19 protein-coding genes and 2 riboswitches are annotated in these 22,519 nt (G+C 59.6%); of the genes, 10 read left to right on the top strand and 9 right to left on the bottom strand.

The genetic code is table 11. The features are described 5' to 3' along the window. Positions 1–33 precede the first annotated feature (33 nt). Positions 34–1,008: an L-histidine N(alpha)-methyltransferase gene (egtD, locus tag ACO0LO_RS13820; protein ID WP_422964807.1), complete on the bottom strand. Its 975-nt coding sequence runs from the start codon at positions 1,006–1,008 to the stop codon at positions 34–36. Between the two features lie 240 nt (positions 1,009–1,248). Here egtD and ACO0LO_RS13815 point away from each other — a divergent pair, with 240 nt between their 5' ends. The 4 genes from ACO0LO_RS13815 to phnE are packed head-to-tail and all read left to right on the top strand — an operon-like array spanning position 1,249 to position 4,574. After that, on the top strand, positions 1,249–2,115 hold the full coding sequence (locus ACO0LO_RS13815) for a putative selenate ABC transporter substrate-binding protein (RefSeq protein ID WP_422964806.1): 867 nt from the start codon (positions 1,249–1,251) through the stop codon (positions 2,113–2,115). Then, a complete protein-coding gene (locus ACO0LO_RS13810; RefSeq protein ID WP_422964805.1) occupies positions 2,115–2,939 on the top strand; it encodes a phosphonate ABC transporter ATP-binding protein in 825 nt (274 codons plus the stop codon). Before ACO0LO_RS13815 ends, ACO0LO_RS13810 begins: the two co-directional genes overlap by 1 nt. Further along, positions 2,920–3,780: a PhnE/PtxC family ABC transporter permease gene (locus tag ACO0LO_RS13805; protein WP_422965160.1), complete on the top strand. Its 861-nt coding sequence runs from the start codon at positions 2,920–2,922 to the stop codon at positions 3,778–3,780. Before ACO0LO_RS13810 ends, ACO0LO_RS13805 begins: the two co-directional genes overlap by 20 nt. Next, positions 3,777–4,574, top strand: coding sequence for a phosphonate ABC transporter, permease protein PhnE (gene phnE / locus ACO0LO_RS13800; RefSeq protein ID WP_422964804.1), 798 nt, complete (start codon positions 3,777–3,779; stop codon positions 4,572–4,574). The genes ACO0LO_RS13805 and phnE overlap by 4 nt, the downstream gene beginning before the upstream one ends. Positions 4,575–4,704: 130 nt before the next feature. On the opposite strand, the gene ACO0LO_RS13795 is transcribed toward phnE, so the two are convergent. The 7 genes from ACO0LO_RS13795 to gcvT form a co-directional block, all read right to left on the bottom strand. After that, positions 4,705–5,874 (bottom strand): ABC transporter permease, encoded by a 1,170-nt coding sequence (locus ACO0LO_RS13795; RefSeq protein WP_422964803.1) that lies wholly within the window; start codon positions 5,872–5,874, stop codon positions 4,705–4,707. Further along, positions 5,871–7,028: an ABC transporter permease gene (locus tag ACO0LO_RS13790; protein WP_422964802.1), complete on the bottom strand. Its 1,158-nt coding sequence runs from the start codon at positions 7,026–7,028 to the stop codon at positions 5,871–5,873. Before ACO0LO_RS13790 ends, ACO0LO_RS13795 begins: the two co-directional genes overlap by 4 nt. Before the next feature lie 17 nt (positions 7,029–7,045). Then, complete coding sequence (locus tag ACO0LO_RS13785) at positions 7,046–7,795, bottom strand: ABC transporter ATP-binding protein (RefSeq protein WP_422964801.1); 750 nt, start codon at positions 7,793–7,795, stop codon at positions 7,046–7,048. After that, positions 7,795–9,018: an efflux RND transporter periplasmic adaptor subunit gene (locus tag ACO0LO_RS13780; protein WP_422964800.1), complete on the bottom strand. Its 1,224-nt coding sequence runs from the start codon at positions 9,016–9,018 to the stop codon at positions 7,795–7,797. The genes ACO0LO_RS13785 and ACO0LO_RS13780 overlap by 1 nt, the downstream gene beginning before the upstream one ends. A 233-nt stretch (positions 9,019–9,251) precedes the next feature. Then, positions 9,252–12,143 (bottom strand): aminomethyl-transferring glycine dehydrogenase, encoded by a 2,892-nt coding sequence (gene gcvP, locus ACO0LO_RS13775; protein ID WP_422964799.1) that lies wholly within the window; start codon positions 12,141–12,143, stop codon positions 9,252–9,254. 149 nt (positions 12,144–12,292) lie between these two features. After that, complete coding sequence (gene gcvH, locus ACO0LO_RS13770; RefSeq protein ID WP_422964798.1) at positions 12,293–12,670, bottom strand: glycine cleavage system protein GcvH; 378 nt, start codon at positions 12,668–12,670, stop codon at positions 12,293–12,295. Between the two features lie 84 nt (positions 12,671–12,754). Further along, positions 12,755–13,888 (bottom strand): glycine cleavage system aminomethyltransferase GcvT, encoded by a 1,134-nt coding sequence (gcvT, locus tag ACO0LO_RS13765; RefSeq protein ID WP_422964797.1) that lies wholly within the window; start codon positions 13,886–13,888, stop codon positions 12,755–12,757. Positions 13,889–13,998: 110 nt separating this feature from the next. Further along, a riboswitch (glycine riboswitch) is annotated at positions 13,999–14,149 on the bottom strand. A gap of 8 nt (positions 14,150–14,157) precedes the next feature. Then, positions 14,158–14,259, bottom strand: a riboswitch (glycine riboswitch). A gap of 185 nt (positions 14,260–14,444) precedes the next feature. Here gcvT and ACO0LO_RS13760 point away from each other — a divergent pair. Together ACO0LO_RS13760 and map are read left to right on the top strand one after the other, a co-directional pair. Continuing rightward, entirely contained in the window at positions 14,445–15,059 is a 615-nt protein-coding gene (locus ACO0LO_RS13760) for a TetR/AcrR family transcriptional regulator (RefSeq protein WP_422964796.1), read from the top strand. A gap of 4 nt (positions 15,060–15,063) precedes the next feature. Beyond that, entirely contained in the window at positions 15,064–15,879 is an 816-nt protein-coding gene (gene map, locus ACO0LO_RS13755) for a type I methionyl aminopeptidase (protein WP_422964795.1), read from the top strand. A 43-nt stretch (positions 15,880–15,922) separates the two neighbouring features. On the opposite strand, the gene ACO0LO_RS13750 is transcribed toward map, so the two are convergent. Continuing rightward, on the bottom strand, positions 15,923–16,132 hold the full coding sequence (locus ACO0LO_RS13750) for a hypothetical protein (protein ID WP_422964794.1): 210 nt from the start codon (positions 16,130–16,132) through the stop codon (positions 15,923–15,925). Between the two features lie 191 nt (positions 16,133–16,323). Here ACO0LO_RS13750 and ACO0LO_RS13745 point away from each other — a divergent pair, with 191 nt between their 5' ends. Genes ACO0LO_RS13745 through ACO0LO_RS13730 form a run of 4 tightly spaced genes read left to right on the top strand, consistent with a single transcriptional unit; the run spans position 16,324 to position 22,443 of the window. Then, a complete protein-coding gene (locus ACO0LO_RS13745; RefSeq protein WP_422964793.1) occupies positions 16,324–16,971 on the top strand; it encodes an ABC transporter ATP-binding protein in 648 nt (215 codons plus the stop codon). After that, positions 16,968–19,496, top strand: coding sequence for an FtsX-like permease family protein (locus tag ACO0LO_RS13740; protein ID WP_422964792.1), 2,529 nt, complete (start codon positions 16,968–16,970; stop codon positions 19,494–19,496). Before ACO0LO_RS13745 ends, ACO0LO_RS13740 begins: the two co-directional genes overlap by 4 nt. Continuing rightward, positions 19,496–20,614: a lipocalin-like domain-containing protein gene (locus ACO0LO_RS13735; protein WP_422964791.1), complete on the top strand. Its 1,119-nt coding sequence runs from the start codon at positions 19,496–19,498 to the stop codon at positions 20,612–20,614. The genes ACO0LO_RS13740 and ACO0LO_RS13735 overlap by 1 nt, the downstream gene beginning before the upstream one ends. Continuing rightward, a complete protein-coding gene (locus ACO0LO_RS13730; protein ID WP_422964790.1) occupies positions 20,611–22,443 on the top strand; it encodes an ABC transporter transmembrane domain-containing protein in 1,833 nt (610 codons plus the stop codon). Before ACO0LO_RS13735 ends, ACO0LO_RS13730 begins: the two co-directional genes overlap by 4 nt. Positions 22,444–22,519: the final 76 nt, after the last annotated feature.

Genomic DNA, 22,519 nt, shown 5'->3' with positions numbered 1-22,519 from the left:
ATTTTATAATTTTCTTTAATGCTTGCATGTCCGCTAGGGCGTCGCATGGAAGACCGCGAACCAGCCCTGCTCATCGGTCCACATGCGCGTGTTGGCAAATCCGGCTTCGTTCAGCGCACCGGTAAAGCTTTCAGGCGTGTATTTATAGCTGTTTTCGGTATGGATGCGCTCGCCGCGCACAAAGTCGCGCTGCTTGCCCTGCCAGTGCACGCTCAGGTCATGCCTGGCTTCCAGGTACATTTCTATGCGCTGCTTCTCCTGGTGGAAAAAGGCGCGGTGCTGCCAGTCTTTCAGTTCAAAATCGGCGGCCAGCAGGCGGTTGATATTGTTCAGGATGTTCAGGTTGAAGGCGGAAGTCAGTCCCAGCGCATCGTCATAGGCCGGCTCCAGCACAGCCTTGTCCTTGACCAGATCCACGCCTATCAGCACGCCGCCGTCCTCGCCGCAAGCCAGCTTCATCCTGCGCAGGAAGGCAATCGCCTCGCGCAGCGTGAAGTTGCCGATGGACGAGCCTGGGTAAAAAAACAGGCGTTTCTCACGCCTTACCTCGTCCGGCAAGTCCAGTCGCGCAGAAAAATCCATGCCCACGCCCAGCATCTCTATTTGAGGATGGGTGCATTGCAAACTTTCCACCGCACTGCGCACGAAGTCTACGGATATATCCACCGGCACATACTGTTGCGGCTGCAAGACATCAAACAGCGACGCGGCCTTGGCGCAATCGCCCGCGCCCAGGTCTATCATCGTGTTCCCCGTGCCTGTAGATTGCGCCATTTCCGACCGGTATCGCGCAAAAATGGCCGCCTCGGTACGGGTGGGGTAATATTCAGGCAATGCGCAGATTGCCTGGAACAGGCGCGAACCCAGCGTGTCGTAGAAATATTTGGGGGAAAGGCTGGCCTGCGGCGCCAGCAGGCTGTTACTGAGCTCTATGCGCAGGCGTGTAGTCAGTTCGTCGGCATCTTCGCGGTACAACTGTATGAATTGGCCCTGCAGATCGTCTCGCATCTTCTTGTCGCCTATGCTGGTGGTTCGCCTGTGGAGGCCATCGAGAGCAAGCGGGTTGGTGCCGGCATGTCCAAAAAAGCCCTGAAAGCTGCTCGAAACAGGTGCTAATGGTCTATCATGCAGGCACTCCGCTCTGTTCGGAATTACACACAATCATTACAATTCCTCATTATCATAATCGATCGTCGATAATAACGTCAGACTCCTCGCAAACCCGACCATCATATAGAAAGCCCAGCCATGCCTACATTTTCCAGAAGACAAGTCCTCTGCTCCGTATTTGCCGCCTCCATGATGCTCGCCGCCGGCTCCAGCCTGGCCCAGCAAGTATTGCGCGTTTCCGCGATTCCTGACGAAGCGCCGACCGAGCTGCAGCGCAAGTTCAAGCCTTTGGGTGCTTACCTGGAAAAGAAACTGGGCATGAAAGTGGAGTTTACGCCGGTGACCGACTATGCAGCGTCGGTAGAGGGCCTGATCAACCATAAACTGGACATGGTCTGGTTTGGCGGCTTCACTTTCATCCAGGCAAAAGTGCGCAGCAAGGACCAGGTCATTCCGCTGGTGCAGCGCGAGGAAGATGAAAAGTTCAAATCGGTATTCATCACCACCAGCCCTGCCATCAACAAGCTGGAAGACCTGAAAGGCAAGACCTTCACTTTCGGTTCGGAATCGTCCACATCCGGCCATCTGATGCCGCGCTATTACCTGCTCGCCGCCAAGATCAACCCGGATACCGACATGAAGCGTATCGCCTTCTCCGGCGCCCATGACGCCACGGTGGCAGCAGTTGCCGGCGGCAAGGTGGACGCCGGCGCGCTGAACATCTCGGTGTGGGAAAAACTCATCAGCGAAAACAAGGTCGATACCAAACAGGTACATGTGTTCTACACGACGCCCGGTTATTTCGACTACAACTGGTCGGTACGCGCCGACATGCCGGCCGAGTTGCGCAAGAAAATTACCGACGCCTTCCTGTCCCTGAACCCGAACGACCCCAAGGACAAGGAAATCCTCGACCTGCAGCGCACATCCCATTTCATTACCACCAAAGCAGACAACTACAAGTCGATTGAAAGCGCGGCACAGAATGCGGGGCTGCTGAAGTAATGCTGAAGCTGCAAGCTGTACATGTAAGGCACCCTTCTTCGGGTAACCCGGCCGCCGGCTGGGCTCTCAACGACGTCTCGCTACAAGTGGAAGAAGGCGAACAGGTCGCGCTGATAGGGCCGTCCGGCGCCGGCAAGACCACGCTGCTGCACACGCTGGCATGCGCCTACAAGCCGGAACAGGGCGACTACCAGTTGTCCGGCCAGCAGCCATGGGCACTGAGCCACCATGACCGGCACTTGTTGCGGCGCAGCCTGTTCCTGGCGCCGCAGACGCCGCCGCTGCCGCCCAGGCAGCGCGTGGTCACTGCAGTGCTGGCCGGCAGCTTGCCGGCATGGTCATTGGCGCGCGCGGTACGCAATCTGATCAAACCGGTCGATCCCGCTGCCGCGTGGGAGGCGCTGGGACGCTTCCAGCTGCAGCATAAGCTGTATTCACGCGTGGACCGCCTCTCCGGCGGCGAACGCCAGCGTTGCGGCCTGGCCCGTCTGATTTTATCGGACGCCAGGCTGCTGCTGGTGGACGAACCGCTGTCTGCCCTCGATCCCACGCTGGCATTGCAAACGCTGCGCAGCCTGCAGGAGGAAGCCGGGGCACGCAAGGCGAGCCTGATCTGCAGCCTGCACCAGGTAGAACTGGCGCGCGCGCATTTCCCGCGCATCATCGGCCTGCGCGATGGCAAAATCATGTTCGACACCCATAAAGTAACGGACGAGATGATCGCTGCCTTATATAGAAACGCAGCCACCGATGGCGGCAGCAAAACGCCGGCGGCAGAACTGCCGGATGAAACTTGTGCAATCGATGAATCCCGCTGCTTCTGAAAGCGTGCTAAGCGCCAGCCAGGCCGGCCCGGAGCGCGACCCCGCATGGCGCGGCCGCATTACCACTACCGTGCTGGCACTGGTTATCCTGTGGCCTGCGCTGGTGATGACCGAATTTAAACCCTGGCAATTGCTGGATCAGCAAAGTCTGAGCTCTACCTGGCGCTTTCTTTCGGCATTTTTCCCGCCCGCACATTCAGGCGATTTCCTGCTGCTGGTGCTGGAAGCAACCTGGCAAACCATCGCCATGGCCACCGCCGGCATGGTGCTCGCCATGCTGGGCGCCATTCCGCTGACGCTGATCGTCAACGAGCACCTGTCGATTTCGCGCCTGGGCAGCGGCCGCATGAGCATGCCGGCATGGCTGCTGCGCCAGACGGTGCGCTGGCTGCTGGTGCTGCTGCGCAGCGTCCCTGAGCTGGTGTGGGCACTGATCTTCGTCCGCATCTTCGGCCTCGGCCCCGCTGCCGCCGTACTGGCAATCGCGCTGACCTATTGCGGCATGCTCGGCAAGGTATATGCAGAAATCCTGGAATCCAGCGACACCCATGCCACCGACACCCTGCTGCGCAACGGCAGCAGCCGGCTGGCGGCCTTCTTCTACGGCACGCTGCCCAGCGCAGCGACGGAACTGATGTCCTATACGATCTATCGCTGGGAGTGCGCAATACGCGGCTCGGTGGTGATGGGCTATGTCGGGGCGGGCGGCCTGGGGCAGCGCATGGATGAGTCCATCAAGATGCTGGCCGGTAGCGAAGTCTCGACCATGCTGATCGTCTTCGTGCTGCTGGTGGCGGCGGCGGACGTGGTCAGCAAATTGTTCAGGAAAGGGTTGGAATGAGCGATAACGTCCTGCCCAAGGCGCCTGTCCTTATCGGCCTTCCTGCACTGCTGGCACTGGCCGGCATCCTGGCGCTGACCATCGCCAGCTTCGTCAGCCTCGGCATAGACTGGGGCGCCTTGTTTTCTGCCGAAGCCATGGGCAGCACATGGAAATTTTTCGGTGAATTTGCACCAATGAATACCGCCGTGCCGCTACTGCAAAAAGTGCTGACTGCATCGCTGGAAACGCTGGCGATGTCGGCGCTGGGCACCGGCATCGCCGCCCTGCTCGGTATTGTCATGGCGCTGCCCGCCAGCGGCCGTTTCGGCAAACCCGCCATGTATGTCACACGCCTATTGCTGAATATTGCCCGCGCCATCCCCGAACTGGTATGGGCCTCCATCATGCTGATCGCTGCCGGCCTGGGCCCCTTTGCCGGCACCATTGCACTGGCAGCCCACACCACGGGCGTACTGGGCCGCCTGTTTGCCGAAGCGCTGGAAAATGCCTCCCCGCTGCCGGAATCCACGCTGCGCACCAACGGCGCCACCGCCGTCGCTGCTTTCCTCTACGCCACGCTACCGCAACGCTTGCCGCAGATGCTGTCCTATACGCTGTACCGCTGGGAAAACAACATCCGCGCAGCCGCCATCCTCGGCGTGGTCGGCGCGGGCGGCCTGGGACAGATGCTGAAGTATCACCTGTCGCTGTTCCAGATGCCCACCGCAGCAACGGTCATTGTCGCGATGCTGTTGTTGGTGGCGATGGTGGATGGCTTGAGTTTTGCCATACGGAGATGGCTGGTGAGTTGATTTTCTTTGCTCGCTTTTACAATAGCGAATTGCATCAAGATCGCTGGCCGGGGTAGCCCGGCCAGCGGTTAAAAAAGACAACTACCGGTCACACTTACCGAAAGCAGAAGCACGCGCACAGCGCGACTCGTCAAACCGCCCTCAAGCAATCAACAATTTTCATCCGAGCCGCCCGCCAGGCAGGAATAAATCCCCCGATAAATCCCATAAACAAAGAAAACACCAGGGTCTGCACAACAATGCCCGGCGTCAGCTTGAACTGGAATGCCAGTTCGCTGAAGGTCTGGAAATTGGTCGTGGAAATATCCACCGCCTGCATCCATGACGCGGCAAACAGGCCCAGTACACCGCCTACCAGAGACAGCAGCAACGACTCCAGCAGGAAAGCGCCAAGCACCGCGCCGCGCCGGAATCCCAGCGCCCGCAGCGTACCTATCTCCCCCACCCTTTGCGCCACCGCGGCAAACATCGTGATCATCGCCCCGACAACCGCGCCTATCGAAAATATGATCGACAGGCTCATTCCCAGGATGCGGATGAAGGTCGCCAGCGCCTCGCTCTGCTCCGAATAAAACTGGATCTCGGGCTTGGCGTCCACCTGCAGGCGCGGGTCGTTGTCTATGATGGCCTTGATGCCCGCGAGGGCGGACTGGTCGGCCAGGCGGAACACCATCGTCGAATAGCTGTTGCGCCGGAAGGCAGCCATCATCTGCTCGGAATCGCCCCAGATTTCACTATCGAAGCCGGTCTTGCCAGAATCGAAGATACCGACCACGATCCAGTCGCGTTGCGCAAAGTGCAGCGTTTCGCCCAGGCCGGTGCCGCGAAAGCCTTTGGCAATCGCATGCCCGGCAATAATTTCGGAAGTGCCGGGGCGGAACATGCGGCCCTGTATCATCTGGACCTGGGGCCGCAGTTCCAGGCCGAGAATCGACGTGCCACGCAACGTGACGTTGCTGGGTTTGCCGTTGCTGCGCTTAGGCAGGTTGTTCAGCACCACCGGCTCCTTGCTGACCAGCGGCCGCCCTTCGCCATCGGTGGCGATTCCCGGCAGGCTTTCTATGATGGCCGCCTGGTCACGCGCAATGCCGCTATTGATTTCAGCGCCTGCGCCCTTGCGCAGGATCAGCACATTGTCCGGTTGGCCCGTGGCGACCAGCGTCGCGCGTATGCCCTCGCTCATCATCAGCACCACGGCAAACACAAAGATCACCAGCGCCATGCCGCCTGCCGTCAGCAGTGTCGTTACCCGGCGCACCCACAGGTTGCGGGCGACATAGGAAAAAGGGATCAGCTTCATGCAACCTGCCTCAGGCCATTGACGATGCTGATGCGGCTCATCTTCCAGGCCGGCCACGCTGCAGCGACGACGCCGACAATCAGGCTGGCCAGCAATTGCAGGCCTATCGTAGCCTCGGATACCCTGAACTGCGGAAAAAGTGTGCCAACGGCCTTGGCAAACGCGGCGGCAATCGGCAGCGTGACCAGTATTCCCAGGCCTCCGCCTATCAATGCAATGACCAGGCTTTCTCCGAACAACAGCTTGACGACAAAGCTGGGAGAAAATCCCAGTGCCTTCAGCGTCGCATATTCAGACAGGCGCTCGCGTGCCGTCATCATAATTGTATTGGCCATGACCGCCATGATAATAATCACGATCACGAAGCTGACGGCATTGATCGCGACCAGGATGGCTTCACTCATCGACACGAAACCCAGCTGGAATGCTTTTTCCGTCTCTGTCAGCGTCTCCGCCAGCGAGTTCTTGAACAGCGCATCGATGCGTTCCGAAATAAGCGGCGCATTGTTCGGCTCATTGATGCTGACAATGTATACACCGACATAATCGGCGCTGCTGGCTCTCAGCTTGCGCACCGTCTCCGCCAGGTACTGCCAGTGGAACAGCAATTGCGATTCGTCGGTCTTGGCATCGACGCCATCCCAGATACCCCTTAGTGTAAAAGTCCAGGTGCCGGGATAGATGGTGCCGCGCAGCGGAATCTGGTCGCCGACCTTCCAGCCGTACTGGTTGGCGAGCTTGCGGCCGACAATGGCACCCTTGCGGTCCAGCAGGAAGGCCTTGCGCTCGTCGTCCTTCAGCACATATTCGGGATACATGGACAGATAGCTTTCCGGCTCAACGGCAAACTGCGGAAAGAAATTACGTTCGCTGATATAAATGCCGCCAAACCAGTTGGACCAGCTGACGGCAGTGACGCCTTCCACGTTGCGCAGCCGGTCGGCATAATTCAAAGGCAACGGAAAGGTCAGAGAAATGGAGTTGCGCATGACCAGCCGCGTGCTCGATGTGCCTTCCACACCTGCGTACCACGCATCCACAATCGTACGCAGCAGGCCAAACGCGCAGATCGCCACGACCAGGCCCACCATCGTCAGCATGGTGCGCAGCTTGTGCCGGAAAGCGTTTTTGAGCAGCAGCTTGAATATGAACATGATGCGATCTGCGATGGCTAGTGTGACTGAACCAGGATTGCAGAATCCGGCACCAGCACGCCTTTTTCCAGGTGCACCAGCCGCTTCGCGCGCGATGCCGCCTTGGGATCGTGCGTGACCATGACGATGGTCTTGCCCAGCTCGGTGTGCAGTTCGTCCAGCATTGCCAGCACTTCTTCGGCCGTGGCCCGGTCCAGGTCGCCGGTAGGTTCATCGGCAACGATCAGCGTAGGGTCCGTGACCAGGGCTCGCGCAATCGCCACCCTTTGCTGCTGGCCGCCGGACAGCTCGTTCGGGTAATGGTCCATCCGGTCTTCCAGGCGAACCATGTTCAGCGCCGCTTCCACGTGCGCCTTGCGCTGCGAGCGCGACAGGCCGGTCAGCAGCAGCGGCAGCTCCACGTTCTCGAACGCAGTCAGGACCGGCATCAGGTTATAGAACTGGAAAATGAATCCCACATTTGCCGCGCGCCAGTCGGCCAGATCGCCTTCGCTCAAGGTAGCGATATTGACGCCGCCTATCTCTATCGTGCCGCTGGTAGGTTTGTCTATGCCGGCGATCAGGTTGAGCAAGGTGCTCTTGCCGGAGCCGCTGGGGCCCATCAGGGCGATGAATTCGGCATCCTGCACATCCAGGTCTACCCCCTGCAATACCGGGATAGGCTGGCCACCGCGGATATAGGTTTTATCCAGCTGGCGGATGCGGATGACCGGCTGCGCCGCCTGTGCAGCGTTCTCTGCCGTTTTTTCCAATTCTGCGGACGACATTATTTCGTCGCCACAGTGATTTTAGCGCCGGCTGCCAGCTTGTCCGAAGGTGACAATACCAGCTTGTCGCCGGACTTGACCGGCCCGCTGACTTCCAGGTTGTCGCCTATCTTGCGCCCGGTCTGTATTGCCACTGCCTCGACCGTATCGTCCTTGATGCGGAATACGGTTTTCTTGCCGTCGCGCTGCACCACTGCTTTCGGGTTTAGCGCGAGCACCGGTTTCTGGTCGGCGTCAGTTGCCGGTTGCGACAGGATGGTGACCTTGGCGCTCATTTCGGGCAGGATGCGCGAGTCCAGGTTTTCAAAACGGATTTTGGTCACGACAGTGGCCTTGGCCCTGTCTACGGTAGGAACGATGCCGACGACGCTGCCGCGGAAGCGTGAATCGGGTAAGGCATCCAGCGTGATTTCCACCGGCTGCCCTATCTTCGCCTTGGCAAGGTTGCTTTCGGACACATCGGCTTCCACTTCCAGCGTGCTCATGTCCGCCATCGTCACCACGGCGCCCTGGGTACCGGACGCATTCGAAAATGGCGTAATAATGTCGCCCACGTTGGCATTTTTTACCAGCACCACGCCGTCGAAAGGCGCGCGGATATCGGTATAGTCATTGTTGACCTGCTGCACCTTCAACTGCGCCCTGGCGACGGCCACCGCAGCCTGGGCCGTAACGACCGAGGCCTTAGCCGCATTGACTCGCGTGCTGGCGGTATCCAGCGCCTGTATCGACACAAAACCCTGCGCCTTCAAGCCCTGCGCGCGCCTCAGGTCGGCCTCGGCATTGATACGTTCGACGTTTGCCTGCGCCACGCCGGCTTCCGCCTGGCGTATCCCCGCCTGCGCCTGCACGATTGCCGCCTGTACGTCGCTGGCATCCAGCTTCGCCAGCAAGTCGCCCTCCTTGACCTTGCTGCCCTCGCGCACGTTCAGTTGTATCAGCCGGCCAGTAGCCTTGCTGGCAACTGCCGCCCGCCTCTGCGCCACCACATAGCCGGACGCCGTCAGCTGCGCATACTGCTGCGACGGATACGACGTCACCACCGACGTCGCCTGCACCTCGGTCTTGGAGGGCATCAACACTATGGCAGCACCTGTGACGACAATCAGCACCAGGAAAATCCATAGGCCCCAGCGTTTTTTCTTGCCAGGTTTGAGCGCACTGCGGTCTATTTTTAGTTGTTTCAGGGCGGATGGCGCTGAAGGCGGATTGGTCTCTGTCATCTGGAATCGTCAAATGTGATTAGGCGGACTACTGCGGGGAAACCGTTATTTTTATTATGCAGGCTATGCTATATGCTCAATAAATAATATACAACCATGAAGACCACGAGCGCAGCGGCGAAAACCACACTCCCTTAGATGCTCGCCTCTATTCCCCATATTTGGAGCGCCGAAACAAAAAAAAGGGCATTGCCTCAGCAATGCCCTTTCGCCTCTTTTTGCTAATTTCGCTATTATTGATATTCAGAAATAGGCACGCAGGAACAGAACAGGTTACGGTCGCCGTACACGTTATCGGCGCGGCCTACCGGTGCCCAGTATTTCTGCTTGCGCAGGCTGGCGACAGGATAGCCTGCTACTTCACGGCTGTACGCATGTTTCCATTCATCGGCTGTCAGCACCTGCACCGTATGCGGTGCATGTTTCAACGGATTGTCCTGCTTATCGAACTCGCCCGAAGCAACCTTGGCGATTTCCATGCGGATGGCGATCATCGCGTCTATGAAACGGTCCAGCTCGGCCAGCGATTCGCTTTCGGTCGGCTCTATCATCAGCGTGCCGGGAACCGGGAAGCTCATCGTTGGCGCGTGGAAGCCGAAGTCGATCAGGCGTTTGGCGACATCTTCGTTGCTGATGCCGGTCAGGTCGGTGATAGGACGCAGATCCAGGATGCATTCATGGGCGACCAGGCCGTCATGGCCGGAGTACAGCACCGGGTAATGCGGTGCCAGACGCTTGGCGATGTAGTTGGCGGCCAGAATCGCTGTTTCGGTCGCGGCTTTCAGGCCATCGGCGCCCATCATCGCAATATACATCCACGAAATCGGCAGAATGCTGGCGGAGCCGAAAGGCGCGGCGCTGACCGCACCTATGCCGTCCTTGTCGCGCTGGTAGCCGCTGGATTTCTGGTTAGGCAAAAATTTTGCCAGATGTGCACCGACTGCAACAGGGCCTACGCCCGGTCCGCCGCCACCGTGCGGGATGCAGAAAGTCTTGTGCAGGTTCAGGTGGCTGACATCGCCGCCGAATTTGCCGGGAGCCGCCACGCCGACCATCGCATTCATGTTGGCGCCGTCCACATAGACCTGGCCGCCGTTTGCATGCACGATTTCACAGATTTCCTGGATGCCTTCTTCAAATACACCGTGCGTCGATGGGTAGGTGACCATGATCGCCGCCAGATCGTCCTTGTGCGCCTCAGCCTTGGCGCGCAGATCGGCCAGATCGACATTGCCGCGCTCGTCGCAGGCAACCACCACGACTTCCATATTCACCATGCTGGCCGATGCGGGATTGGTGCCGTGGGCAGAAGATGGGATCAGGCAAACCTTGCGGTGCGATTCGCCGCGCGACGCGTGGTAAGCCTCAATGACCAGCAGGCCTGCGTATTCGCCCTGCGAACCTGCATTCGGCTGCAGCGATACTGCGGCATAGCCGGTGGCCGCGCACAGCATCGCTTCAAGCTGGTCTATCATTTCACGGTAGCCGACGGTCTGGTCAGCTGGCGCAAAAGGATGCATGTTGGAGAATTCGGGCCAGGTGACCGGGATCATTTCGCTGGTGGCGTTCAGCTTCATCGTACAGGAGCCGAGCGGGATCATGCTGCGGTCCAGCGCCAGATCCTTGTCTGCCAGGCCCCGCAGGTAGCGCAGCATTTCATGTTCAGCGTGATAGCGGTTGAACACCGGATGCGTCAGGTAGGCGGAAGTACGCGCCAGCACGGTAGGAATGGATTCCTGCACACCGGCTTCTATCGCATCAAAATCCGGCGCCTTTGGCGCAGGGGCGATGCCGGTAGCAAAGATGGACCACAGCAGCGCAATGTCTTCACGACTGGTGGTTTCATCGAGCGAGATGCCGACATGCGTGCTATCGATGTGACGAAGGTTGACGCCGTTCGCCTCCGCAGTGGCGTGCACCGCCTGTGCGTCCTTAACCTTGACGGTCAACGTATCGAAATAAGTGGCGTTTTTGGTTGCATACCCGAGGTGGTGCAAGGCAGTTGCCAGCACGCCCGTATAACGGTGCACGCGCTGCGCGATCTGGCGCAAGCCGGCAGGGCCGTGGTACACCGCATACATGGAAGCCATCACCGCCAGCAATACCTGTGCAGTACAGATATTGGATGTCGCTTTCTCGCGGCGGATATGCTGCTCGCGGGTTTGCAGCGCCAGACGGTAAGCCTGGTTGCCCTGCGCATCCACGGTCACGCCGACCAGACGGCCGGGCATGCTGCGCTTGAACGCGTCGCGAGTAGACATATAACCTGCGTGCGGGCCGCCGAAACCGAGCGGTACGCCGAAACGCTGGCTGTTGCCGACCACCACGTCCGCGCCCCATTCGCCCGGAGGCGTCAACAGCGTCAGCGCCAGCAGATCGGCAGCGACGATCACCATACGGCCCTTGGCATGCAGCGCAGCAGCGTAGTCGCGATAATCCTTGATGTCGCCATTGACGCCCGGGTATTGCAGCAGAACGCCGAAGCAATCGTTATCCAGCGCTTCCTGCCCCTTGCAGGTACGCACTTCTATGCCCAGCGGCTGGGCGCGGGTTTCTATTACTTCACGCGTTTGCGGCAGCACATCGTCGCCGACATAAAACACATTGGAGTTCGATTTGCCAACGCGCATCACCAGCGTCATCGCTTCGGCGGCGGCAGTTCCCTCATCCAGCATCGACGCATTGGCGATGTCCATGCCTGTCAGGTCGGTCACCATTTGCTGGAAGTTCAGCATTGCTTCCAGGCGGCCCTGGGAAATCTCCGGCTGGTAAGGCGTGTAGGCCGTGTACCAGGCGGGATTTTCAAATACATTGCGCAGTACGACACCGGGCGTATGCGTATTGTAATAACCCTGGCCTATCATCGATTTCAGCACGCGGTTCTTTCCGGCCAGTGCTTTCAGCTTGGCCAGTGCGGCCTGCTCAGGCAAGGCATCGGTGAATTGCGCCAGCGGCAGCACGTCCTTGCGGCGGATGTTGGCAGGAACGATGGCATCGATCAGGGCGGTCAGGTCGGGATAGCCGACTGCGGACAGCATGGCAGCCTGTTCCGATTCGGAAGGGCCGATGTGGCGGGCGACGAAGGCGTCGCGTGCTTCAAGTTGAGAAAGGCTGATACGGGTCATGATAGTGGGTATGCTTAAAGAATAGCGGATAGCGGAGAACAAGCGGAACGCAGCCCCGGTACTGCGTAGGCGTCTGCCTGCACGTCAGCGGGAGCGCAACCCGGCCGCCCTGCCAGCAGCAAACGCCGCCGCCAGGAGGCCGTATTTGTTTAGCCTATGTTCTTTTTGTAGTCGTCTGCATTCATCAGTGCATCAACGTCTGCCGCATTGGCCGGTTTCAGCTTGAACAGCCATGCGTCGTAGGCGTTGGCATTGATGGATTCAGGTGCATCAACAACGGCGTCGTTGACGGCGATGACTTCGCCGGACACAGGCGCATAGATGTCGCCGGCTGCCTTGACGGATTCGACGACGGCACAATCTTTGCCGGCGGACAGCACCTGGCCTACTTTAGGCAGGTCAACAAACACGATATCGCCCAAGGAGTCTTGCGCGAATTCGCTGATACCGATCGTGATCGTGCCGTCTGCTTCTGTGCGTATCCATTCGTGGGACGCGGTGTATTTCAGGTCTGCTGGAATATTCATGGTGTTCTCCAAAAAAGGGCGTGCGTTCGGTTCAACAGCACGCAGGTTTAGCTTTAAAAATGAATTCGTTTGCGTATTGCGTAATTAGCTGGCCAGGATTTTACCGTTACGCACGAAAGGCAGCTTGACGACGGTGGCCGCCAGTTGCTTGTCGCGTATCTGCACTTGCACCGTGTCGCCAATCGCCACGCCCATAGGCAAGCGCGCCAGCGCGATAGTTTGCTGCATGGTCGGGCTGAAGGTGCCGCTGGTGATTTCGCCTTCACCCTGAGCGGTGATCACTTTCTGGTGGGCGCGCAGCACGCCGCCCTTTTCGCGCAGGATAAGGCCCAGGAATTGCGCATTCTGGCCTTGCTTTTGCAGCGCTGCCTTGCCGGTAAAGTTTCGTTCGCTGACCAGGTCTATGGTCCATGCGAGGCCGGCATCCAGCGGGTTCACGCCTTCATCCATGTCCTGTCCATACAGGTTCATGCCGGCTTCCAGGCGCAGCGTGTCGCGTGCGCCCAGGCCGGCCGGTTTCACGCCCGCAGCAGCCAGCGCATCCCACAGCGCGTTGACCTTGTCGGCGGAGACTGCAATTTCAAAACCGTCTTCGCCCGTGTACCCAGTGCGTGCCACCATTACTTCGCCAAACGCGGTGTTTTCCACGATGACAGCATTGAAAGGCTTGATTGCCTCGCTAGCGGCCTGCGCCTGCGGAATCACCTGCCAGGTTTTGGCGCGCGCGTTCGGGCCCTGCACGGCTACCAGGGCCAGTGCATTGGCGCCGTCTCGGCGCTGCGTCACGGTCAGGCCGCTATTGGTTTCTGCATTGCGGGCATTGATCCATGCGATGTCTTTTTCCGCCGTGCCGGCATTGACGACCAGGCGGAACCAGTTTTCATTGAAAAAATAGATGATCAGATCGTCGATGACGCCGCCTTCAGGCAGCAGCATGCAGGAGTACAGCGCCTTGCCGGAAATTTGCAGCTTGTCCACATTGTTGGCGACCAGACCGCGCAGGAAGGCGCGCACGTTGGCGCCTTGCAGATCCACTACGCACATGTGCGACACGTCGAACATGCCGCAATCGGTGCGCACTGCATGGTGCTCTTCGATCTGTGAACCGTAGTTGACGGGCATGTCCCAGCCGCCGAAATCGACCATGCGCGCGCCTGCGGCACGATGAGCTGCATTGAGGGGAGTTGCTTTGAGTTGTGTTGCCTCGGCTTGCGTCATGAAAACCTCATTACCAGAATAGAAGGGACGACCATTACTTTCGCAAACAGGCGCAACGCCAGTTGCCGCACCGGGCAACTGCCATAAAACCGTTCCGCGCCGAATGAATCGCAGACCCCTCTGTCCTTGGTACCTGAGAGATTACGGATCGTCTGAATAATATCCAGCGATCCGCGCGCACCTTCGGTGGATAGTTCGCCCGCGCACCGGAAATTTGCATCCGTGCCGCATGAGCCGCTACCGCTCTCCAGAGTTGGAAGAAACATGCCTTCCCTTGACCAGTCCTTTTGCCTGAGAGTTTTTGGGTTGTAGCCCCTTCGGCGGCATTTCCAGGATGATGGTCCTGGGCTGCGCTCTCCCGGTCAAGTAGGGCGATTATATAGGGGTTGGCAGGGCTGATGGTCATTTTTTTACAAAAATCGAACCTCTCCCACCCCTTCGATACTCCCTGCTTTATTGTGAATCCAGAGTCCAAAAGGCAACGTGAAACAGCGACAGGCAGGACCATATTTGGCGGGTATTTGACAAGCTCAAATAGAATCTGTATTCTATTTGAATGGTCAGACTGGCAAAATTCTCAGAAGATAGCATTATCGACGCCTCCATCGAGGTTGCAGCACGCTGCGGCGTGGCCGCGGTTTCGATGTCGGCCATTGCGGGCAAGGCCGGTGCGCCGATAGGGTCGGTATATCACCGCTTTGAATCGCGCGGCGCCATCCTGGCCCGCGCCTGGCTCAGGGTGAAGGCAGACTTTCGCCTGACGGTCGCCTGCCATTGGTCGGACGGTAATACCTGGGCCGCCGTTGCCGGTTTCCTGCAATGGTGCAGGGACAAACCGCTGTATGCAAAATTCCTGTTGCAGTGCGAAGATTGTCCGGTATTCAACGAAGCCTTATCTGTTGAATTGAGTTCTTCGCTGGAGGCAGAACAGGATGCGCTGGACTTGTGCTTCCGGCAATGTCTGGCCCACGTGCTACAGAACAAACAGGCCGGCGATGAAGCGGAAGCCATTTTGCGCTTCACGCTGTTTGCATCGCCGATCGCCATGATCAAACCCTATTTGCTGCAAGACCTCAGCATTCCGGCGCGCATAGAGCAAATCCTGCGCGCTTCGCACGATGCCGTGGTTGCAGCGCACTCAGACATCACCCCATTTCAAGCGAGAGGTTGAACCCATGCGTTACTCCACCCAGAAAGAACACGGCAAACCGATACGTCTGCACGACGCAGAACACTTTGAACAGATGCGCATCGCCGGCAGGATCGCTTCCGATACGCTGGACTACATCGCACCGTATGTGCAGGCAGGCATTTCCACTGCGGAGCTGGACCGCTTGTGCGAGGAATTCATGCGCGCCGCCGGCAGCATTCCAGCCACCATCGATTATCACGGCTACAAGCACGCCAGCTGCATCTCGGTCAACCACGTCGTCACGCACGGAGTTCCTTCCGACGCCAAGATATTGAAGACCGGCGACATCCTCAATATCGACGTCACGCCCAAGATAGAAGGCAACTGGCATGGCGATACCAGCCGTACGTTCAAGGTGGGAGAAGTATCCATCCTGGCGAACCGGCTGGTGGACGTTGCCTACCAGTCCATGATGGCCGGCGTAGCGCTGGTCAAGCCCGGCAACACGCTGGGCGACATAGGTGCGGAAATAGACGGCATCGTCCGTGCTGCGGGATTTTCTTCGGTACGGGATTTTTGCGGGCATGGCGTGGGGCAGATATTCCACGACACGCCGCAGGTAATGCACCTGGGCAAACGCGGTACCGGCATCGTGCTGGAGCCTGGCATGTTCTTTACGATAGAGCCGATGGTCAACGCCGGCAATTACCAGGTCAAGGTTTTAGGCGACAAATGGACCACCGTCACCAAGGATCATTCATTGTCGGCGCAGTTTGAACATACGGTCGCAGTCACCGAAGACGGCGCGGAGATATTTACGCTGTCGGCAAGGGAAAGGGAAGAAAGACAGGCTGCTTAGACAACTTACCTACGCAGCAGCTTACCTACGCAGGCGCGGCGCTTTAACTTCCGCCGCCCGCATCCATTACTGCCGCTGCCCCCTGGGCATCGGCGCCGGCATCCCCTTCGCTGAACGCCTTGCCCTGCTTGGGAATCCGCTTGTTCCGCTCATAGCGGTATTGCGGCATGCCCTCCTGCCGGGGTGGGATAGTCGACGTCAACACCGCGACCAGCAGTCCCAGCAGTATGACGATCACCACGATATCGATCATGAGTGTCTCCTGCAATTGCGGAATGTCTCCCTGTTCACTATAGACTACCGCTGCCCTTTCTGCAGGATAAAACACGGCTTCCGATTCACAGCGCCAGATATACCTGCTTGCCTGTTTGAAATCCGCATCCGCCGCATCCGGTAAATCAATGCTAAGCTGCCGCAGAGAAAACCAATACCCGCCGTCTGCCCATGCTAGAACTACGCCAACTTACTAAAACCTACGGCAAGCACCGCCAGGTGCTGACCAACTTATCCTATATAGTCAAGACCGGGGAATTCGTTGCCATCATGGGGGATTCCGGCGTTGGCAAATCCACGCTGCTGAACCTGGTTGCAGGGCTGGACGTGCCGGATTCCGGCCAAATCTGGGTGGACGGCGTCAACATGTCGGAACTGGACGACGACGCAGCTACCGGACTGCGCCGCCGCAGCATGGGCTTCGTCTTCCAGGCCTTCCACGTGCTGCCTCACCTGACGCTGGAACAAAACGTCGCCCTCCCCCTTCTGCTGAACGGCAAGATAACGGAACGTGCGACGCAGATGCTGGATGCCGTCGGCCTGCCGGGCAGGGGCAAGGACTTTCCTCGACAATTGTCCGGCGGCGAGATGCAAAGGGTCGCCATCGCCCGCGCGCTGGTGCACAGGCCGGCGCTGATCCTGGCCGACGAGCCCACCGGCAACCTGGATCCGGACACGGCGCACGGCATCCTCAGCTTGCTGCGCTCAGAGATCAAGAACAATAACGCATCCGCCGTCATGGTCACCCACTCGCATGCAGCGGCGGAATTTGCCGACCGCACGCTGATCCTGTCCAAGGAAGGCTTGCACGAAGCATGAAAGAGGCAAGCGGTAGCACTGCAAGCTGGAGCCGCTGGCTGCTGCTGGGCGAATGGCGCGCGCATCCGGTGCGCGCGCTGGTCGCCATTGCAGCCATTGCGATCGGCGTTGCGCTGGGGTTTGCGATCCACCTGATCAATGCGGCGGCGTTCAATGAATTCACCGCGGCCGTCAAGAGCGTCTCCGCCCAGGCCGACCTGTCGGTGCGTGGTTACCAGTCCCGTATCGATGAGGGTATCTACCCGCAACTGGCGCAAAGGAGCGATGTGCAACTCGCCAGCCCTGCGCTGGAGCTGAATGCTGCCGTGCCCGGCCAGACCAGCCCGCTTAAAATCCTGGGCATGGACAGCTTCAAGGCAGCGGCGCTGGCGCCGGACCTGTTGGGCATCCCTGCGGAAGACAAACCTTACGACATGCTGGCCGATGACGCTGTATTCCTGTCGCCGGCGGCAATGGCATGGCTGAAACTGACAACCGGCGATACGCTGCTGCTGCGCAACGGCATGCAGACCGTCCGCCTGAGGGTGGCGGGTGGCCTGGTCAGTCCACGTGCAGGCCAGCGCATTGCGGTGATGGATATAGGTGCAATGCAGTGGCGCTTCGGCCTGCTCGGGAAATTGTCACGGGTGGACCTGGTGCTGAAGCCGGGTATCAACCGCGAAGCCTTCAAGGCGGATATCGCGCGCGGCGGCAAGCTGATCGCCACCGAAACCAGCAACCAGGAAGCGCGTACCGAGAACATGTCGCGCGCCTATCGCGTCAACCTCACGGTGCTGGCACTGGTTGCACTGTTTACCGGCGCTTTTTTCGTATTTTCCACGCAGGCGCTATCGGTCGTGCGGCGCCGCAGCCAGTTTGCGCTGCTGCGCGTGATAGGGCTGACCCGTGGCCAGATCCTGCGCCAGGTGCTGCTGGAAGGCGCAGGCCTGGGTATCGCCGGCTCCCTGCTCGGCATAGGATCTGGCTACCTGATGGCGGCGTTGACGCTGAAATTCTTCGGCGGCGACCTTGGCGGCGGCTATTTTCCCGGAGTACAGCCCAGCGTGACGTTTGCGCCGCTGGCAGCCGGCGTCTTTTTTGCGCTGGGCACGGTAGTCGCACTACTGGGCTGCGCGGCGCCGGCCTGGGAAGCCGCCCGCGCCCATCCTGCACAGGCATTGAAATCCGGTAGCGAAGACAGTTCCATGTCCCGCCTGGCGGCCGTCTGGCCGGCGCTGCTGATGCTGGCTGCCGGCGGCATCTGTTCGCAGTTACCGCCAGTGGGCGGGCTACCCCTGTTCGGCTACCTGGCGGTGGCGCTGCTGCTGATAGGCGGCATCATGCTGATGCCCAGGATCAGCGCGCTGCTGTTCAGCCGGCTTTACCGGCCCGGCCAGCCTGCCATTGTGGGCCTGGCGCTGGCCAGGCTGGCAAATGTCCCCAACCAGGCCTCGATTGCGCTCAGCGGCGTGCTGTCCAGCTTCAGCCTGATGGTGGCCATGGCCATCATGGTTGCCAGTTTCCGCGTATCGGTGGATGACTGGCTGATCCACATCCTGCCTGCGCCCCTGTATATCAGCACCGCTATCACCGGCGAATCCAGCCGCATCAGCCCGGCCCAGCAGCAGCAACTGGCGGCGGTTCCCGGCGTGCAAAAAATTGAATTCATGCGTACCGCCAGCCTGCTGTTTTCGCCTGACCGGCCCAATGTGCTGCTGATGGCCCGGCCCGTCAATGCCCTTGATCCCGGCAAGTCCATACCCATCTTGGAAGGAAGCCTGCCGGCCGGCAGTATTACGGGTGTGTTGCCAGTCTGGGTATCGGAAGCAATGGTCGACTTGTACGGTTATAAAGTGGGCACGCAGTTGGTGCTGCCGCTGAACCAGCAACGCTATGCTGCCGTAGTGGCGGGCGTATGGCGCGATTACGCCAGGCAGTCCGGCGCGATCGCCATGCGGCTGGCCGATTACCAGAAGCTGACAGGCGACCTGGATGTGAGTAATGCGGCGATTACGACGGACGAGCATGTGACGGCGGAGCAGGTCATCAAGGCAATACGCACGCTGCCTTTCGGTTCCGCGCTGGAATTTGCGCAATCGTCTGAAATCCGTGCCACCAGCCTGAAAATATTCGACCGCAGCTTTGCCATCACCTACCTGCTGGAGATGATCGCGATGGTCATAGGACTGTTCGGCGTGGCCGCGACGTTTTCCGCACAGACGCTGGCACGAGCCAAGGAGTTCGGCATGCTGCGGCATATCGGCGTCACGCGGCGCGAGATCATTGCCCTCCTGGTGGCGGAAGGCAGCCTGCTGACCGCCATCGGCATATTGGTCGGTTTTGTGCTGGGCTGGGTCATCAGCCTGATACTGGTGTTTATCGTTAACCCGCAATCTTTTCACTGGACCATGCAGATGCACATGCCCTGGAACCTGCTATTCAGCGTCGCCGCCGTCATGCAGGTTGCGTCCGGCCTCACTGCCTTGCTGGCAGGCCGCCAAGCCTTGTCCGGCAGCGTCTTGCAGGCAGTAAGGGAGGACTGGTGATGCTGCGCATTTTAAGTGCAGCGAGTATCCGCGTCGTGTGCGCATGCACGACAGCGCTGGCCGCATCCATCATCGCGGCATCGCCGGGACACGCCGCCGATTTTGCCCGGGTGCTGGCCGGCAAGCCGCTGGTTTTCCCGCAAGACTACGGAGCCCACCCAGAATACCGGACCGAATGGTGGTATGCCACCGGCTGGCTGCAAACGCCGGACAAGAAGCCTTTGGGTTTTCAGGTCACGTTTTTCCGTTCGGCCACCGGTGCCGATCCCGGCAACCCCAGCAAGTTCGCGCCGCGGCAACTGATCATCGCCCATGCGGCGCTATCCGACCCTGCCCTGGGCCACCTGCTGCACGACCAGAAGTCTGCGCGTGAAGGATTCGGGCTGGCCTATGCAAAGACAGGCGACACCGACGTCAAGCTGGACAGCTGGAGCATGCAACGCGATAGCCAGGGCAATTACCGCGCCAGCATCGCCGGCAAAGGCTTTACGCTGAATCTGGTTTTGTCCCCGTCCCAACCCTTGTTGTTGCAGGGCGAGCAGGGCTATTCGCAAAAAGGCCCCGGACCTGGGCAGGCAAGCTACTATTATAGCGAACCGCAATTGCGGGTTAGCGGCACCGTCGCCCGCGCAGGCAAGGAAATCGCTGTGACCGGCAATGCCTGGCTGGACCATGAATGGTCTACCAGCGTGCTGGATGCAGAATCCAGCGGCTGGGACTGGCTGGGTGCCAACCTGGATGACGGCGGTGCGCTGATGGCCTTCCAGATCAGGGGCAAGGACGGCAGGCAGGTTTGGTCGCACGCCACACTGCGCGATGCGGCCGGGAAAGTGACACAATATGCCGCCGCCCAGGTACGCTTCACGCCGCAACGCTACTGGACCTCTGCCGCGACCAACACCCGTTACCCGGTTGCTACCGCGATGGCATTGACGGATGGCAAAGGCGAGCCCGACATGTGGAACCTGCAGCCGCTCAGCGACGACCAGGAGCTGGACTCACGCCGTTCTACCGGCGCAATCTATTGGGAAGGCGCTGTCACTGTACAGCGCAATGGCAAGCCGGCAGGACGCGGCTATCTCGAACTCACGGGCTACAACAAAGCACTTAAATTATGACGACATCCTCCACATCCGCCACGGCCGGCAAAGTCAGTACCGACAGCGAAGAAAAACCAGCCCGCTCCAGAAGCACTCTGGCCACGCTGAAAGGGCTGCTGCCTTTCCTGCTGCCGTACAAGAAACAGTTTTTACTGGCAGGTATTGCTCTGCTGGTGGCGGCCGCCGCTACGCTGGCGATTCCCTATGCGTTCCGGCAGATGATAGATCTCGGCTTCGGCGGCACCGGCGACAAAAGCATCAAGCACGTGGACCTGACCTTTCTGGCGCTGTTCGGTGTCGCCTGTATACTCGGCGTGGCGACTGCCGCGCGCTTCTATATGGTGTCCTGGCTGGGCGAGCGGGTTACCGCCGACATCCGCAACGCCGTATATTCGCATGTGGTGACGCAAAGTCCGCAGTTCTTTGAAACTACGCAGACCGGCGAAGTGCTGTCGCGGCTGACGACTGATACCACGCTGATCCAGGCCGTAGTCGGCACCAGTATCTCGATGGCGCTGCGCAACGGCCTGCTGTTCCTGGGCGGCCTCGCCATGCTGTTCGTGACCAGCCCCAAGCTGTCTTCCATCATTATCGTCATGCTGGCGGCAGTCGTGCTGCCTATCGTGCTGTTTGGCCGCCGCGTGCGCAAGCTGTCGCGCGATTCGCAGGACAGGATCGCCGATGCCTCTGCGATGGCGGGCGAGATACTGAATGCGATGCCGACCGTGCAGGCCTTTACGCATGAGCCGATAGAAGCGCAACGCTTTTCCTCGTCAGTGGAAAGCGCTTTTGCTACAGCGATGCGCCGCATACGCGCGCGCTCGCTGCTGACGATGGTGGCCATCCTGCTGGTGTTCGGCGCTATTGTTTTCGTGCTGTGGCTGGGCGCGCATGCAGTCATGCAGGGCAATATGAGCGGCGGCGAACTAGGCCAGTTCATCCTGTATGCCTCCATCGTTGCCGGCGCCATCGGCGCACTGTCTGAAGTCATGGGCGAAGCGCAAAGGGCTGCCGGCGCGACCGAGCGGCTGATAGAGCTGATGTCGGTGGAATCGCCGATACAATCGCCTGCCCAGCCGCTGCCGTTGCCGGCGCGCACCGCCAACGGCTCAGCGCTGGAATTGAAAGATATCGTCTTCCATTACCCTTCCCGCCCGCAAGCCTCGGCACTGGCGCATTTGTCACTCAGCATCGCACCAGGTGAGACCGTTGCGGTAGTCGGCTCTTCCGGAGCGGGCAAGACCACGCTGTTCCAGCTGCTGCTTCGCTTTTACGATCCACAGCAAGGCGCCATCACGCTGGACGGCGTTGATATCCGCCAGCTGCATCTGCATACACTGCGGGATGCCGTGGGCGTCGTGCCGCAAGACACCATCATTTTCTCAGCCAATGCGATGGAAAACATCCGCTACGGCAGGGCCGGCGCCAGCGACGCGGAAGTCATTGCCGCTGCCAGGATGGCTGCCGCGCATGAGTTCATAGAAAAGCTGCCGGAAGGCTACCAGTCCTTTCTGGGCGAACGCGGCGTACGCCTATCCGGCGGCCAGCGCCAGCGCATCGCCATTGCCCGCGCGCTGCTGAAAAACCCGCCGTTACTGTTGCTGGACGAAGCTACCAGCGCGCTGGATGCAGAATCGGAGCGCCTTGTGCAAACCGCGCTGGAAGCGGCAATGCAAGGCCGCACTACGCTAATCATCGCGCACCGACTGGCCACCGTGCAAAAGGCCGATCGCATCATCGTCATGGAGCACGGCCACATTGTGGAAACCGGCACCCATGCGTCGCTGGTCGCGGAAGGCGGCATCTATGCAAAGCTGGCTTCATTGCAGTTTGATATCGCCGAGTAGTGAAAAAACCAAGAATGTGTAGCCGGGATGCAGCGCAGCGAATCCAGGAGCGGACCGGACGAGTATCCATACTGTA

The sequence above is a fragment of the Undibacterium sp. TJN25 genome, from assembly GCF_049339885.1.
GTDB lineage: Bacteria > Pseudomonadota > Gammaproteobacteria > Burkholderiales > Burkholderiaceae_D > Undibacterium.
The sequence above is the reverse complement of the archived record's forward strand: the minus strand, read 5'-3'. Positions and strand labels throughout refer to the sequence as shown.